General features: G+C 65.3%; 4 protein-coding genes. All 4 read left to right on the forward strand.

Annotation, left to right across the window (positions count from 1 at the left end):
* Positions 1–206 precede the first annotated feature (206 nt).
* The 4 genes from GGD82_RS18755 to GGD82_RS18770 all read left to right on the forward strand — a co-directional run bounded on the left by GGD82_RS18755 (position 207) and on the right by GGD82_RS18770 (position 15,237).
* A complete protein-coding gene (locus GGD82_RS18755; RefSeq protein WP_150063852.1) occupies positions 207–653 on the forward strand; it encodes a hypothetical protein in 447 nt (148 codons plus the stop codon).
* Between the two features lie 17 nt (positions 654–670).
* A complete protein-coding gene (locus tag GGD82_RS18760; RefSeq protein WP_150063851.1) occupies positions 671–1,111 on the forward strand; it encodes a phosphate-starvation-inducible protein PsiE in 441 nt (146 codons plus the stop codon).
* A gap of 172 nt (positions 1,112–1,283) precedes the next feature.
* Positions 1,284–9,866 carry a glycoside hydrolase family 94 protein gene (locus GGD82_RS18765; protein WP_150063850.1) on the forward strand — a complete coding sequence of 2,861 codons (8,583 nt, stop codon included), beginning with the start codon at positions 1,284–1,286 and terminating at the stop codon, positions 9,864–9,866.
* 205 nt (positions 9,867–10,071) lie between these two features.
* Positions 10,072–15,237 carry an EAL domain-containing protein gene (locus GGD82_RS18770; RefSeq protein WP_150063849.1) on the forward strand — a complete coding sequence of 1,722 codons (5,166 nt, stop codon included), beginning with the start codon at positions 10,072–10,074 and terminating at the stop codon, positions 15,235–15,237.
* Positions 15,238–15,389 lie beyond the last annotated feature (152 nt).

A 15,389-nucleotide genomic window follows, 5' to 3' on the forward strand; every position in this document is an offset into this window, starting at 1 on the left:
TGGACCCCTTCTACGACCTTTACCTGAGGTACGGCAGCATGAAGAACGCCCTTCAACATTACAAAACTCAAGGTCAATATAGCCGTATCTCCGGCAAAATTATCTCCTGCGAAAAGTAGTATTATATGCGGTACAATAAATAGACCAACAATAGGAGCCAAAATATCATGGTAGAAAGTAGAGGCGGTTCGAATCGACTTTCGAAAATGAATGACAATGAAAGGGAGCGGCTTGCATACGAGAGAATTCTTTTGCAATCCCTTGTCGCCCATATGTCCTGGACGGAACCACGGTTCGTCAATCACCTGAAGGACCGGTTTGTTGCACCCATGGCGCAGGCGATTCGGGACCACGACCGCACGACGGCCGATGATCGTGGCAACGACTTCATCCGGTCCATTCTGCGCATCATCGAGAGACCCAGCCCCGATATCCAGGACGAAGCGCAAGTCGAGGCGGCCGACACCGGAGGCGATGGGGGAACGCTGCTCCCAAAGTCCACCAGTTTTACAAAAAAACTCTCGGCCGATAGGGTTGATATTATAGAAACGGATGAAGCATGGGAAGTTCGGGTTGATGACATATTCTGGGGCGACTACTTCGATAAGGAAAGCGCACATGTGGCCGCAGACTTGGTAAGGCAGTCTCTTTAAAAAATGGATAGATAAAAATGAGCCAAGATAAAGAAAATGATATAGAAAATAATGATATTGCCAAATCCGCTCGTTCAGAGCGCATTGATGAGATAGAGAGAAACATAGCACACTATATATTCCACATAACGGAAAGATTATTTCTTATTTTCATATTGACGATGACCATATGTGGAGTTGCTGTTGAAATATATCATATGTATATTGTCAAGATAATAGGGTTGCCTGATATACTTCTTATGTTTCTTTATATTGAAGTTGTCGGAATGGTGTCTGTTTATTATTCAGATCGCCGCTCTGTATTCGTATACCCGATTTTTATCGCGATAACAGCACTGACCCGATTGATCATTCTCCAGGGAAAAGAAACTGCGCCGGAAAGCGTGCTCTTCGAGGCATTTGCCATTCTTCTATTGTCTTTATCTGCCATCGTTATTGTCCGCATGAGCAGAGACTGATCCGGACGACACCGGCAATGACGGTGTTGAGGAAAAAGGGAACAGCGTCGCAAACCGGCGATCCGTTGCCCCCCGCGAGTAGGGGACCAAAGAGCTGTTTGGAACGAGACCGCATGGGGGCGCATGCGGGCCATAGCCGACGCCCGGACTGTTCTTGGAGGACCCCTGGACCATGCAGTCTCTACGGCAACCCGGCATCCGCGGGCGTCCATCCTCCACCCCCCTTTGGGTCGGGCCGGCGCCCATCCGGGAGGAGCGGTTCGGTCTTGAACGCTTGGAGCGGCACGCGCAAAGCCTTGCCGTGGCCCAGCAGGTCACGCCTAGGCCACCACGGGTCCCGCCGCTGGACCGGCGCCTGAAAAGCAACGCCGTCGCGTTGTTGGCCGATTATCGGTCGAATGCCGCCGAAGCCGAAAAGGGGGGCGACATCGTTCCTGCGGCGGAGTGGCTCCTGGACAACTATCACCTTGTCGAGAAACAGATCCGGCAGATCCACGACCATCTGCCCGCCGGCTATTACCGGCAATTGCCCAAACTGGCCGCGGGTCCCCTCGCCGGCTATCCGCGCGTGTTCGGGCTGGCCTGGGCCTTCATTGCCCATACCGACAGTCATATCGATCCGGTGACGCTGCGCTGTTTCATCAGGGCCTACCAACGCATCCAGCCGTTGATGATCGGCGAACTCTGGGCCGTCGCGATTACCCTGCGCATTGTTCTGGTGGAGAACCTGCGGCGGCTGTCGGCCCAGATCGTTCTGGGGCGTTCGGAACGGGCGGACGCGGACGCGTTGGCCGACCGACTGCTGGCGTCGGGCGGTGCGAAGGCGGCCCTGGACGCCGATATCGCCACGCGCTCCGATGGCCCGCTCTCGGAGGTCTTCGCCGCGCAACTGGCGAAGCGGTTGCGGGACCAGGACCCGACGATGACACCCGCCATCGGTTGGCTGTCCGATCGCCTTGAGCAACAAGGGGTATCCATCGAAACGGTGGTCTCGCGGGCGCAACAACGCCTGGGAACGTCGAATGTTTCCATCCGCAACGTCATCAACAGTATGCGGCTGATCTCGGACATCGACTGGACGGAGTTTGTCGAGAGCATCAGCCTGGTGGATGAAAGGCTCTGCGCCGGCAGCCGTTTTGCCTCCATGGACTTCCCGACGCGCGACCTGTACCGGGCCGCCATCGAGGCACTGGCTCGGGGCTCGGCGCTTTCGGAAGGCGACGTCACGGACCACGCCATCCGTGCCGCCACCGAAGCCGCCCGAACCGCCCCGACACCGGAGATGGCCGAACGGGTCGGCGACCCCGGCTTCCATTTGATCGGGCACGGCCGCCGCGCGCTTGAGCAGGCAATCGGGTTCCGTCCGACGTACCCGGCACGGCTCGGCCGCCTGGGCCGCGACATGGGGCTGGCCGGCTACGTCGGCGCCATGGTGGTCCTGACGACCCTGGTTCTGGCGCTGCCTCTCTGGTGCCTCTCCCTGGCCGGGCTGAGTTGGGGCGGACTGGCGATGTTTGCCATCCTGGGGGGCGTTCCCGCCACCGAGGTGGCCACCGCCCTGGTCAACCGCCTGGCGACCTGGCGCCACGGTCCCGTGATTCTGCCGGGGCTCGACCTTTCGGCGGGGATTCCAGGGTCTGCGCGCACGCTGGTGGCCGTCCCGACGCTCCTGACCCGCGAAACCGATCTTCGGGACCACATCGAAAGCATGGAGGTGCATTACCTGTCCGGCGCGGGCGGTGACATCACCTTTGCCCTGCTGTCGGATGGGGCGGACGCCGATCATGAGGTCGTCGACAGCGATGCGGGCCTGCTGTCCGTCGCCGTCGAGGCGATCGCCGCGCTGAACAGGCGACATGGCCCCGGCCCCGACGGCGACCGCTTCCTGTTTCTGCACCGCCACCGGCGTTTCAACCCGAAGCAGGGCGTGTGGATGGGGTGGGAGCGCAAGCGGGGCAAACTGGTTGAGTTGAACCGGCTTCTGCGCGGGGCCACCGACACGTCCTTCGCGACCGTGGGCGGGGTGCCGCCCCATGTGCCCGATGGTGTGCGGTATGTGATCACCCTGGACGCCGACACCCGGCTGCCGCGCGACGCGGCGCGGCGGCTGGTGGGCAAGATGAGCCATCCCCTGAACCGGCCGATCCTGGATCCGGCCCGGCGGCGGGTCTCGGACGGGTATGGCATTCTCCAGCCGCGCGTCACGCCGTCGCTGCCGCGGGGCGGGGAAGGCTCGCTGTTCCAGCGGGTGTTCTCGGGACCGGCGGGCATGGACCCTTACGCGGCGGCGGTCTCCGACGTCTACCAGGATGTGTTCGGAGAAGGATCGTTCGCCGGCAAGGGCATCTATGACGTGGATGCGTTCGAAGCCGCCCTGTCCGGCCGGGTCCCGGAAAACGCCCTGCTCAGCCACGACCTGTTCGAGGGCCTATGGGTGCGGGCCGGGCTCGCCTCCGACGTCGAGGTCGTCGAGGACTTCCCCAGCCGCCATGACGTCGCCGCCAAACGCCAGCACCGCTGGATCCGGGGCGACTGGCAGCTTCTGCCCTGGGTGTTCGGTCACTGGTCCGGTCCCGCTGCTCCGTCCCTTCTCGGGCGGTGGAAGATGCTCGACAATCTGCGACGGTCGCTCCTCGCGCCCTTCCTCCTGTTCGCACTGGCGGCCTGTTGGGTGATGCCGACGCCGGCGGCCTGGATCGGGATCGCGTTCGTCATGGCGGCCATGGCACTGCCCGCGTTCCTGCCGAGCGCCTTCGCCATTCTGCCCCGGCGCTCCGGCCTGACGGCGCGCAGCCATTTCGACACCTTGGGCAAGGGGGTGTGGCTGGCGATGGTGCAGGTTTTTCTCTCGGTCTGTTTCCTGCCCGACCAGACCCGGCGCGCCGTCGACGCCATCGGTCGCACTGTATGGCGCCTGTTCGTCACACGCCGCGATCTCCTGGAATGGACGACGGCGGCGACATCGACGGCGGCGCCCCGTCTGGACCTGCCCGGGTTTTACGGAACAATGCGCGGCGGCATGGCGCTCGGCTTGATCCTGGCGGCCGGAGCCGTGGTGATCGCGCCGTCCTCCTGGCTGTTGATCCTGCCCGTCGCCGTGTCCTGGGCGGCCATGCCCGCCATCGCGTACCGGATCAGCCGGCCGTCGCCGCGCGCGCGACGCCTTGTGGTGTCGGACGCCGACCGCTGCGCCCTGCGCCTCGTCGCCCGGCGGACCTGGCGCTTTTTCGAGACCTTCGTGACGAAGGCGGACTCTTTTTTGCCGCCCGACAATTTTCAGGTCGATCCGGCCCCCGTCCTCGCCCACCGGACCTCCCCCACCAATATCGGGCTGTACCTGCTCTCCACGGTGGCGGCGCGGGACTTCGGATGGGCGGGCACGACCGAAACCGTCGAACGCCTTGAGGCGACCCTGACGGCCATGGACGGTCTGGCGCGCTACAAGGGCCACTTCTTAAACTGGTACGACACACGGGATGGGCACGTTCTCGATCCGGCCTACGTTTCGTCGGTCGATAGCGGAAATCTGGCGGGCCATCTGATCGCGCTTGCCAATGCCTGCGAGGAGTGGGCGACCCCGGCGCCGGGCAAGCCGGACGCACCGCTGAACGCGCCCGAGGCGGATGTGCGGGCCGGGCTGATGGACACCCTGCGCCTTGCCCGTCTGGCCATCGCCGATCTGCCCGCCCCACCCCGGGGGCAGGGGCCGTCCGTGTCGGCCTGTCTCGACGAGATTGAAACCCTGCTTGAGGGGGCCCAGGGCCTCGACCTGGTTTTCGCACCCCTGAACCGCCTTGCGGGCAAGGCGGCGGAGGCCATTCGGGACAGTCTGCCCATGGCGGACGACGACGACTTGGCATCCGATCCCCTGTTCTGGATCGACGCCCTCAGGACGGCCGGCCTAAGCCATGCCCGGGATCGCCAGGCCAGCGAGGACGAGGCGCGGCATCTGGTGGATCGGGTGAGGGCACGCGCCGCGCAGGCCCGCGCCATGGCCATGGCCATGGATTTCACGGACCTGCTCAATTCCGAAAGGATGCTGCTGTCCATCGGGTATTCCCTCGCGGACAACGGGCTGGACGCGAACTGCTATGACTTGCTGGCCTCGGAAGCGCGTCTGGCCAGTCTGTTCGCCATCGCCAAGGGCGATGTGCCGACGCGGCACTGGTTCCGCCTCGGTCGGGGCGCCACGCCCATGGGCAGCGGGTCGGCCCTGATCTCCTGGTCCGGCTCCATGTTCGAATACCTGATGCCGTCGCTGGTGATGCGCGCACCCCTCGGCAGCGTGCTTGAGCAAACCAATCGGCTAGCCGTTGCGGTCCAGCAGGCCCATGCCCGCACACTGGACATCCCCTGGGGGGTCTCGGAATCCGCCTTCAACGCCCGCGACCTTGAACTGACGTATCAGTATTCCAGCTTCGGCGTGCCGGGACTTGGCCTGAAACGGGGGCTGGCGGGTGACGCCGTGGTCGCGCCCTATGCCACCGCGCTTGGAGCGATGGTCGATCCGCACGGCGCCCGCCGCAACTTCGACCGGCTGGCCGGGATGGGTGCGCTGGGACGCCATGGCTTTTTCGACGCGCTGGATTTCACCCGCTCGCGGATCCCGGGGGGCGAGACGGTCGCCATTGTGCGCACCTTCATGGCCCACCACCAGGGCATGACCATCGTCGCCCTTGCCAACACCGTGACCGGGGGCCGGATGCGCGACCGGTTCCATCGCGATCCCATGGTAAAGGCTTGCGCGCTGTTGCTTCAGGAGCGCGTCCCTCAGGATGTCGCGGTCGCCCGTCCGGCGGCGGAGGGCGTCAGGACGCCCGTTACCGCCATCGCCTCTGCAGGGGCCGCGACCCGTCGGCTGAGCGTCGCGGCCTCCGGCGCACCGGCCACGCACCTGCTGTCGAACGGGTGCTATGCGGTGATGCTGACGGCCACGGGCGGCGGATACAGCCGCTGGGGGTCCATCGCGGTGACCCGGTGGCGGGAGGACGCTGCACCCGAAGACGGAGGTACGTGCATCGTCCTCAGGGACCGGGCCACGGGAAAGCGCTGGACCGCGAGCGCCAGTCCGGCGGGCGACGAGGGCAGCCCCCCGACCGACGTCCTGTTCAGCGAGGATCACGCCCAATTCATCGGCCACGACGGGACCCTGACGACCACCATGGACGTCCTGGTGTCCGGCGAGGATGACGGGGAGGTGCGCCAGGTTTCCCTGACCAACAGTGGCGTGCGCTCCCGGGAGGTCGAGCTGACATCCTATGCCGAACTGGTTCTGGCGCCGGTGGCGGCGGACGCTGCTCATCCGGCCTTCTCCAGGATGTTCGTCCAAACCGCGCATCTTGCGGACTACGAGGCCCTCACCGCGACCCGCCGGCCCCGATCCGGGGACGAGCCGGGCGTCTGGGCGGCCCATTTCGCCGTCGTCGAGGGTGAGATCGCCGCCGATCCCGAATACGAAACCGATCGGGCGCGCTTCCTCGGCAGGGGCGGCAGCACCCTGTCCGGCGCGGTTGCGATGCGGGACGGACAGGCGCTCTCCAACACCGTGGGCACCGTCCTCGATCCGGTGTTTTCCCTCAGGCGTTGCGTGAGGATTCCCGGCGGCTCCGTTGCCCGGGTGTCCTTCTGGACCGTGGTGGCCTCCACCCAAGCGGCGCTGCTGGACCTGATCGACAAGCACCACGACCGGAACGCCTTTGACCGGGCCAAGACCCTCGCCTGGACACAGGCGCAGGTGGAACTGCGGCATATCGGGATCGGCGCGGCAGAGGCGATGGACTTCCAGACCCTGGCCGCGCCCATCCTTTACGAGGACCCGCGGTATCGGATGTCGGCGGAGGTGATCGCCCGAGGCGCGGGGCCTCAGTCCGGGCTCTGGCCGCTGGGCATCTCCGGCGACCTGCCCATCGTCCTGCTTCGCATCGACGATTCGGCGGACATGGCCGTGGTCGGCCAGATGCTTCAGGCCCATGAGTACTGGCGCATGAAGCAGGTCGCCGTTGACCTGGTGATCGTCAACGAGCATCCCGCCTCCTACATCCAGGACCTTCAGACCGCGCTTGAGGCGGCGGTTCGCAAAAGCCAGTCGCGGCCGCGCCTGGGCGAGTCCGTCGCGGCGGGTGCGGTGCATGTCCTCCGGCGCGATCTTGTCCCGCAGGAGACGCGCGACCTTCTGGCCGCCACCGCGCGTGTCGTTCTCCATGCCCAACGCGGATCCGTGGCTGACCAGATCGCACGGGCCGAGCGGCCCGCCGCCGGCGTGCGCCCCAAGCCCAGGCATCCGGACGCCAGACCCGCGCAGGGATCGCCCCACGCCGCGCCCCATTCCGCGCCCGGTGCCGCCGACCTTGAGTATTTCAACGGCTTCGGGGGCTTCGCCCGCGATGGACGGGAGTATGTCACGGTCCTGACGGGCGACGAGACCACACCCGCGCCCTGGATCAACGTGATCGCCAACGCCGAGTTCGGCTTTCAGGTGTCGGCGGAGGGCGCGGGCTACACCTGGGCCGTGAACAGCCGCGAGAACCCGCTGACGCGCTGGTCCAACGACCCGGTGATCGACCCATCGGGCGAGGCGATCCTTGTACGGGACGACGAAACCGGAGCGGTCTGGAGCCCGATGGCGTGGCCCCGGCGCGATGGGGGGACCTACGTGGCGCGCCACGGCTTCGGGTACAGCCGGTTCGAGCACGAGGCGGAGGGCGTGGCCCTCGACCTGATCCAGTTCGTTCCGCGCGCCGACCCGATCAAGATCTCGCGCCTGACCCTGCGCAACCGGTCCGGCCAACGGCGGCGTCTGTCGGTCACCGCCGCTGTCGAATGGATGGTCGGCATCGCCCCGGGAACCGCCTCGCCCTTCCTGCTGACCGGACGCGACGACGAGACCGGGGCGATTTTCACGCGCAACCCATGGGGACCGGGGTTTCCGGATCGGGTCGCCTTCACCGACCTGGGCGGACGGCAGACGAGCTGGACCACGGACCGCGCCGCGTTTCACGGGGACATCGGCGCACCGGCGTCGGACACGGCCGGCGTCGTGCTCGACCGCTGTGTGGCCTTGAGCGCCACCATCGATCTCGCGGACGGAGAGGAGACCGACGTCGTCTGGTTCATGGGCGAATGCGCCTCGGACGCCGAGGCCCGCGCCCTGATCGCCCGGTCCCGACGGGCCGATCTCGACGCCGTCCTGGCCGACGTCACGAACCTCTGGGCCGGACGGCTCGGCGCGGTGCAGGTCAGGACGCCCGATCGCGCCATGGACATCATGCTCAACGGTTGGCTGCTCTATCAAACCCTCGCGTGCCGCATCCTAGCCCGGTCGGGGTTCTATCAGGCCAGTGGCGCCTATGGCTTCCGCGACCAGTTGCAGGACGGCATGGCCCTGACCTTCGCCTGTCCGGAGGAGACGCGGGCCCATCTGCTGCGCGCCGCCGCCCGGCAGTTCGTCGAGGGCGATGTGCAGCACTGGTGGCTGCCGCACTCCGGTCAGGGCACGCGGACCCGCATTTCCGATGACCGGATCTGGTTGGTGTTCGCCGTCGCCAGCTATGTGGCGACCAGCGGGGACACGGGCGTCCTGGACGAAACCGTGTCCTTCCTGGAGGGACAGGCCCTGAGGCCGGGCGCCCACGATGCCTTTTTCACGCCGACGCTCTCGGATCGGCAGGGATCGCTGTTCGAACACTGCGCCCTGGCCCTCGACCGGAGCCTGGCCCTTCTGGGGCCGCATGGCCTGCCGCTGATGGGCACGGGCGACTGGAACGACGGCATGAACCGCGTGGGAGAGAATGGTCAGGGCGAAAGCGTGTGGCTGGCCTGGCTGATCGCGCGCACCGTCGCGCTGTTCGCGCCCCTCGCCACGGACCGCGCCGATGCCCGCGTCCAGGGGTGGCAGGCGCAGGCGGCCGGGATCGTGGCGGCGGTCGAGCGCGAGGCCTGGGACGGCGACTGGTACCGACGGGCCACCTTTGACGACGGCACGTGGCTGGGCACACGGGACGGCGATGCCTGCCACATCGATTCCATCGCCCAATCCTGGGCTGTCCTGTCAGAGGTGGCGGACCCGGACCGCGCCGCCCGCGCCATGGCCGCGCTGGACCGGCATCTGGTCCGGCGGCAGGACCGTCTGGTTCTGCTGTTCACCCCACCCTTCGACTCAACCACGCACGATCCCGGCTACATCCGGGGCTATCCCCCGGGTCTGCGCGAGAACGGCGGCCAGTACACGCATGCCGCCATGTGGGCCATCCTCGCGTTCGCCAAGCTTGGCGATGGCGCCAAAGCCGCAGAGCTGTTCGCCATGCTCAATCCCATCACGCACGCCCGACGGCATGACGATGTCCAACGATACAAGGTCGAACCTTATGTGGTCGCCGCCGATGTCTATTCCCAACCACCCCACGTCGGACGCGGCGGGTGGACATGGTACACCGGGTCGGCGGCCTGGATGTACCGCGCCGGGGTCGAGGGGATTCTTGGTCTTCGGCGGGAGGGACGCGATCTCGTCGTCGATCCGCGGATTCCGGACACCTGGCCCGGGTTCGAGGCCACCGTCACCGTGGCCGGAACCCGCTGCGACATTCGGGTGAAGACCGCCCTTGTATTCACGGAAGACCAACCCTGCGTGGCCCTGGATGGCGCCCGGCTCACCGCCCGCGCCGGCGCCGCTCGTATCCCCCTGGATGGGGCGTCCCATGCTCTTGTCATCACGCTGACAAGAGAATCCGCTCAGCCCCAATGCGACGGAGGCCATTGACGAAGATATGTGGCAGAAAAATCGGCATCTTTCCGCATAAAACCAATGAGTTAAAACACAAAGGACATCACAAAAAAATGTCCCGAAGCTTAACGATTCTTGCAACAATACATATTGGGAAATGACTTAGATTCTCTTTTTGGTCGGCATCCGCAACGGTCCGGTCGGCCGATGGTCCCGAGGTCCCCAACCTGGCAGAGGCGTCATGATGTCCAAGCGCAAGTCCTCGTTTCCCATCGTCGGAGTTGGCGCTTCGGCCGGTGGCATCGCCGCCCTGAACACCTTCTTCGACCACATGCCACCGGACAGCGGCATGGCCTTCGTGGTCATCCTGCACCTGGACCCATCCCAGGCCAGCCGCGTGGCCGAGATCATCGCCACGCACACGGCCATGCCCGTGGTCCAGGCCGAGCAGGGGATGCCGGTCCAACCGGACCGGGTCTACGTCATCCCGCCGGCCACCCTGCTGGGTCTGGGGGACGAGGCCTTCCGGCTGGAAGAGATGGACCCGGAGCGGGTGCGACGCCGCCCGGTGGACCATTTCTTCACGGCGGTGGCCGCGCTGCGCGGCGAGCGCGCGGTGGGGGTCATCCTGTCCGGCACCGGCAGCAATGGATCGGAAGGGATCAGCCGCATCAAGGAAGCGGGCGGCCTGGTCGCGGTCCAGGCCCCCGAGACGGCGGAATACACGGGCATGCCCCGGCACGCCGTCGCGACCGGACTGGCCGATATCGTCCTGCCGGTAGAGGCCCTGCCGGACACAATCCGCCACGTGATCCTGCACGACCAACCCCTCGCGCCGACACTGGAAGGACCGGGACCGGCCGCCTCATCCGCGCCGCTGGACGGAATTCTGGCCGCCGTGCGCGCCGAGACCGGGCACGAATTCCAATGCTACAAGGACGCCATGATCGGCCGACGCGTGCAGCGCCGCATGGGCCTGAAGGGCCTGCGGACGATCACCGATTATCTGAACCTCGTCCGCAAGGATCCCCAGGAAGTTTCAGCCCTGGCGCGCGACCTGCTAATCAACGTGACCAGCTTTTTCCGCGACCCGGAGGCCTGGGAAGACCTCAGGGCGCAGGTCATAGCGCCGATGGTTGCGGAGCGAGGCCCGGACCGGCCGATCCGCGCCTGGGTCGCGGGCTGCGCCACGGGCGAGGAAGCCTACACTCTTGCCATGCTGCTGATGGAGGCGGCCGAGGCGGCGCGAACATCCGTGTCCGTGCGGGTCTTCGCCACGGATGCCAGCGAGGACGCCCTGGCTGTCGGCCGAAACGGGCTGTATCCGGCCAGCGTGATCGAAACCCTGTCCCCCGGCCGCATCGACCGGTTCTTTTCACGGGAGGACGATGCCTTCCGGGTCCGTCCGATCCTGCGCGATGCCATCACGTTCGCCCCCCAGAACCTGCTGCGGGATCCGCCGTTCTCCCGAATGGACGTGGTCGTCTGTCGCAACGTGCTCATCTACCTCAAACCGGACATTCAACGGAAGCTGCTGGCGCTGTTCCAGTTCGCGTTGCGACAGGGGGGTGCGTTGTTTCTGGGCTCCGTCGAGACCGCCCTGGGCCTGGAGGATGGATTCGAAACGATCTCGAAGCGGTGGCGCATTCATCGCCGGACCGGACCGGTCCTGCGTGACGGGATCGAGTTTCCGGTCGTTGGCGGCCCATTGGCCGGGGGCAACGGCGCGGGGTCGATGGCGCGCGTCACCCCGGCAGCGCCGCGCCGCGATCACAGCGATCTGGCGCGGCGCGTCCTGCTGGACCGGTTCGCGCCGGCCGCGGTGCTGACGGACCCGGACCTTCGCATTCTGTCGGTGCACGGCGACACCACGCCCTTCCTGCGCCATCCGGACGGCGAACACACGCGCGACCTGACGCGGCACCTGCGCGATGCCCTGCCCCACACGGTGCGCAATCTGGCACAAAGAGCCCTGGCGCAGCAGCGGACACAAAGCGGTCAGGTCGTGATGACCACCGGGCAGGACCTGCACCAGGCGGTGACGGTGACCGTGGCTCCGATCCTCAGCAGTCATGACGATACGCTTCTGTTGACCACCTTTGATCGAATTGGCTCGCGCGAGACCGTGCCGCTTTGGGGTCCCCACCCCGGGGCAGCCCAGCCCTCCGCAGCCGACCAAGCCGACACGCCCGCCGTGCCGGACCCGGATCTTCTGGCGGCACAGGAACAAGTGCGGCTGACCGTGCGCCAGCTTGAAGGCACGAACGAGGACCTGAAAGCCTCGAACGAAGAAATCATGACGATGAACGAGGAGCTCCAGTCCACAAACGAGGAACTGGAAAGCTCCAAGGAGGAATTGCAGTCTCTCAACGAGGAGCTGAATACGGTCAACACGCAGCTTCAGAACAAAGTTCAGGAGTTGGAGAGCAAGAGCAACGACCTCAACAACCTTCTCAACAGCACCGATACCCCGACGCTCTTCCTGGATCGGGCCATGACCGTGCGCTGGTTCACACCCAGGTTGCGGGAACTGGTCGACCTGACGCCCGGCGACATGGGGCGCCCCTTTGCAAGCTTCGCCCGCAAAGTCATGGACGAGACCTTCGAGGCGGACGCCCGCGCCGTTCTGTCCACGCTGAGTCCCAGCGAACGACAGGTGCCCGGCACCCAGGGCAATCAGTGGTTCCTCCGGCGCATTCTCCCGTACCGGACCGAGGATGATCGTATCGACGGCATCGTGGTGACCTTCATCGACATCACCGAACGACGCCTCTACGAGCAGAGGCTTCAGTCGGCCAAAGACTTCGCCGAAGCGATCGTCGCGACCGTGCGCTCGCCCTTGCTCATCCTCGACCCCGAACAAAGGGTCGTGTCTGCGAACCCGGCGTTTTATAGCCACTTTCGGATCGCGCCGGGCCTGGCCAACGGGCGCGTCCTGTCCGAACTGGGCAACGGAGCATGGAGCATCCCTGACCTTGATACTCTCATGGCGGCCGTTCTACCGGCAAACAGAGAGGTGGAAGGCTTCGAGGTCGAGCACGATTTTCCCGGCCTTGGGACCTGCACCATTCTCATCAACGCGATGCGGCTGGACAGCATGGACCTGATCCTGGTGTCCATCGAGGACGTCACCCAGGACCGCTGGGCCGAAGAGCAGGGCCGTGAGCACGAAGCCCGTCAGGCCCTGCGGATCGAGTTGTCCGACCGTTTGCGTGACCTTTCTGATCCGGTCCGTGCCCAGGCCGTCGGATGCGAGATTCTGGCCCGAGACCTTGATGCCAACCAGGCCATCTATGCCGAGATCGACCCCGCGCGCGACGAAACCATCGTCGCGCAAGACTGGACGGATGGCACGATCCCCAGCATGGCGGGGTCCCATCGGCTCAGCGATTTCGGATCGACCGTCATGGCCGACCTTCAGAGCGGCAGGACGGTTACCGTCGGTGACGTTCATGCAGACCCGGGCATCGGGGCATCGGGCGTGCCCCGCGTTTTCGCGGCGCGTTCAATCGTGGCCTTTCTGATGGTGCCCCTTGTCAAGGGTGACAGGCTGGCCAGCGTGCTCAGTGTCCACGTATCCAGGCCGAGACACTGGAGCCCCGGCAACGTAGCCCTCGTGGAGGAGGTGGCGGCCCGGATCTGGTCCGAGGTCGAACGCGCACGGGCAGAAGAGGCGCTCCGGGACAAGGAAGAACGTCTACGGCTTGCGGTCGAGGCGAGCAGCGGTGGGGTGTTCGCGTACGATTCTATCCGCGTGGATCCCCCCTTCGTCAGTGATCGGTGCGCCGAGATTCTTGGTGTGTCCCGCACCGCACAGCCGGATCGGGATCACCTTCAGGCATGGCTGCTGAACCGGATTCATCCCAACGACACCGCCGAGGTGAAGGGTCGGGCTGCCGATCTCATCGACGGCGGGGCGGACAGATTGGACCTGGATTTCCGCGTTCGGCTGGCGAACGAAACGTGGCGCTGGGTCCGGGGCGTTGCACAGGCTGCGCGGCAGTCCGAGGAAGGCCCGGCCCGGCACATCACAGGCATTCTGTTCGATATCAATGCGCGCAAAACGATCGAGGAACGGCTCGCCCATCTGGCGTTGCATGACCCCCTAACAGGATTACCGAACCGGTCGCTGTTTTCCGACCGGCTCGAGACGGCCCTGACGCAGGCGCAACGCCAAGGCAGCCGTGTCGCCTTGGCTCTGCTCGATATCGACAAGTTCAAGGCAATCAACGACACGCTCGGTCATGCCGCCGGCGATCATATTCTCCGCCAACTGGGCAGTCAGGGGCCGGCCGCCCTGCGGCCGCTTGACACGTTCGCGCGCCTGGGCGGCGACGAGTTCGCCGTGATCCTGCCGGACCTCGAGGCCGGCACGGGCGCCAGTCGCGTGCTTGACCGCTTCCTGGCCGGCCTTGATCTCCACGTGGGAGAAGGTGACCGGAAGGTCTCGGCGTCGATCAGCATGGGCGTGGCGATTTTTCCGGAGGACGGTGAAAACCAGGAGGCGCTATTCAGTCATGCCGACCTTGCGCTTTATCGGGCAAAGGGCGTTGAGGGCAACCAGATGCGGTTTTTCGAGCCGGGCCTCGGCGCCGAGGTCAAACGCCGGCGCACACTTGCGGACGGGCTGAAGCAGGCCCTTGAGGCCGACCAGTTCGAGGTGTACTACCAGCCGCTTCTTGACCTTCATCGCGGCAGCATCACCGGAACCGAGGCGCTGGTGCGCTGGAATCATCCCACGGATGGACTGGTCATGCCGGACGATTTCATCCCGATAGCCGAAGAAACGGGGCAGATCGTTCCGCTGGGCGGGCGCGTTCTGGAGGATGCATTGCGGCAGACCCGTTTCTGGCGCAACGAAGGATTGGACCTCAAGATTGCCGTTAACCTCTCGGCCAAACAACTAAGAAACAAAAAAATTCTTGAGGATATTGATGCTTGCCTCAGTACGCATGGCCTCGAACCCGAGGACTTGGAGATCGAGCTGACGGAAAGTACTATTTTTCGCTATGATAGCCAAGAGACAGCGCGCTTTTTGGAAGGGGCTAGAAGCCGTCACTTCGCGCTGGTCATCGACGATTTCGGAACCGGTTTCAGTGCGTTCAGTTATCTGCACTACCTCCCCATCACCAAGATCAAGCTGGACCGGTCGTTCATTGCCACGATCAGCGATGCGGACCACGAGGCCCTGGTCGGCGGACTGGTGGACCTGGGCCATCGGCTTAGCTGCCGGGTCACGGGCGAGGGGGTCGAGACCGCCGAACAGCTGCAGTTCCTCCTCCGCGTTGGCTGCGACGAGGCCCAAGGGTTTCTGATTGCGCCTCCGACGCCGGCGGGGGAGGTGTCGGCTGTCGTGCGAGAGATCAACCGGCGCGGCGTGTCGGCGTTTCTGTCGGACGCGACGTGACCCTGCCTCGAACCGCGCCATGACATGGCGGGGCCGGCGCCTCGACCGGCGCCACGGTGGGGAACACTAGGTGATCGAAGCCGCGCTAACCTCGATCAGCACGGCCCGTCCCGGCACCGTGTACCGTTTCCGCTCAAGATCATGGGGCCCGA

Source organism: Roseospira marina, from assembly GCF_014197855.1.
Classification (GTDB): Bacteria; Pseudomonadota; Alphaproteobacteria; order Rhodospirillales; family Rhodospirillaceae; genus Rhodospira; species Rhodospira marina.

Excerpts from the sequence above, each read along its gene's own strand:
- GGD82_RS18755 (WP_150063852.1), top strand. The coding sequence starts at position 207 with ATGAATGACAATGAAAGGGAGCGGCTTGCATACGAGAGAATTCTTTTG.
- GGD82_RS18760 (WP_150063851.1), top strand. The coding sequence starts at position 671 with ATGAGCCAAGATAAAGAAAATGATATAGAAAATAATGATATTGCCAAA.
- GGD82_RS18765 (WP_150063850.1), top strand. The coding sequence starts at position 1,284 with ATGCAGTCTCTACGGCAACCCGGCATCCGCGGGCGTCCATCCTCCACC.
- GGD82_RS18770 (WP_150063849.1), top strand. The coding sequence starts at position 10,072 with ATGATGTCCAAGCGCAAGTCCTCGTTTCCCATCGTCGGAGTTGGCGCT.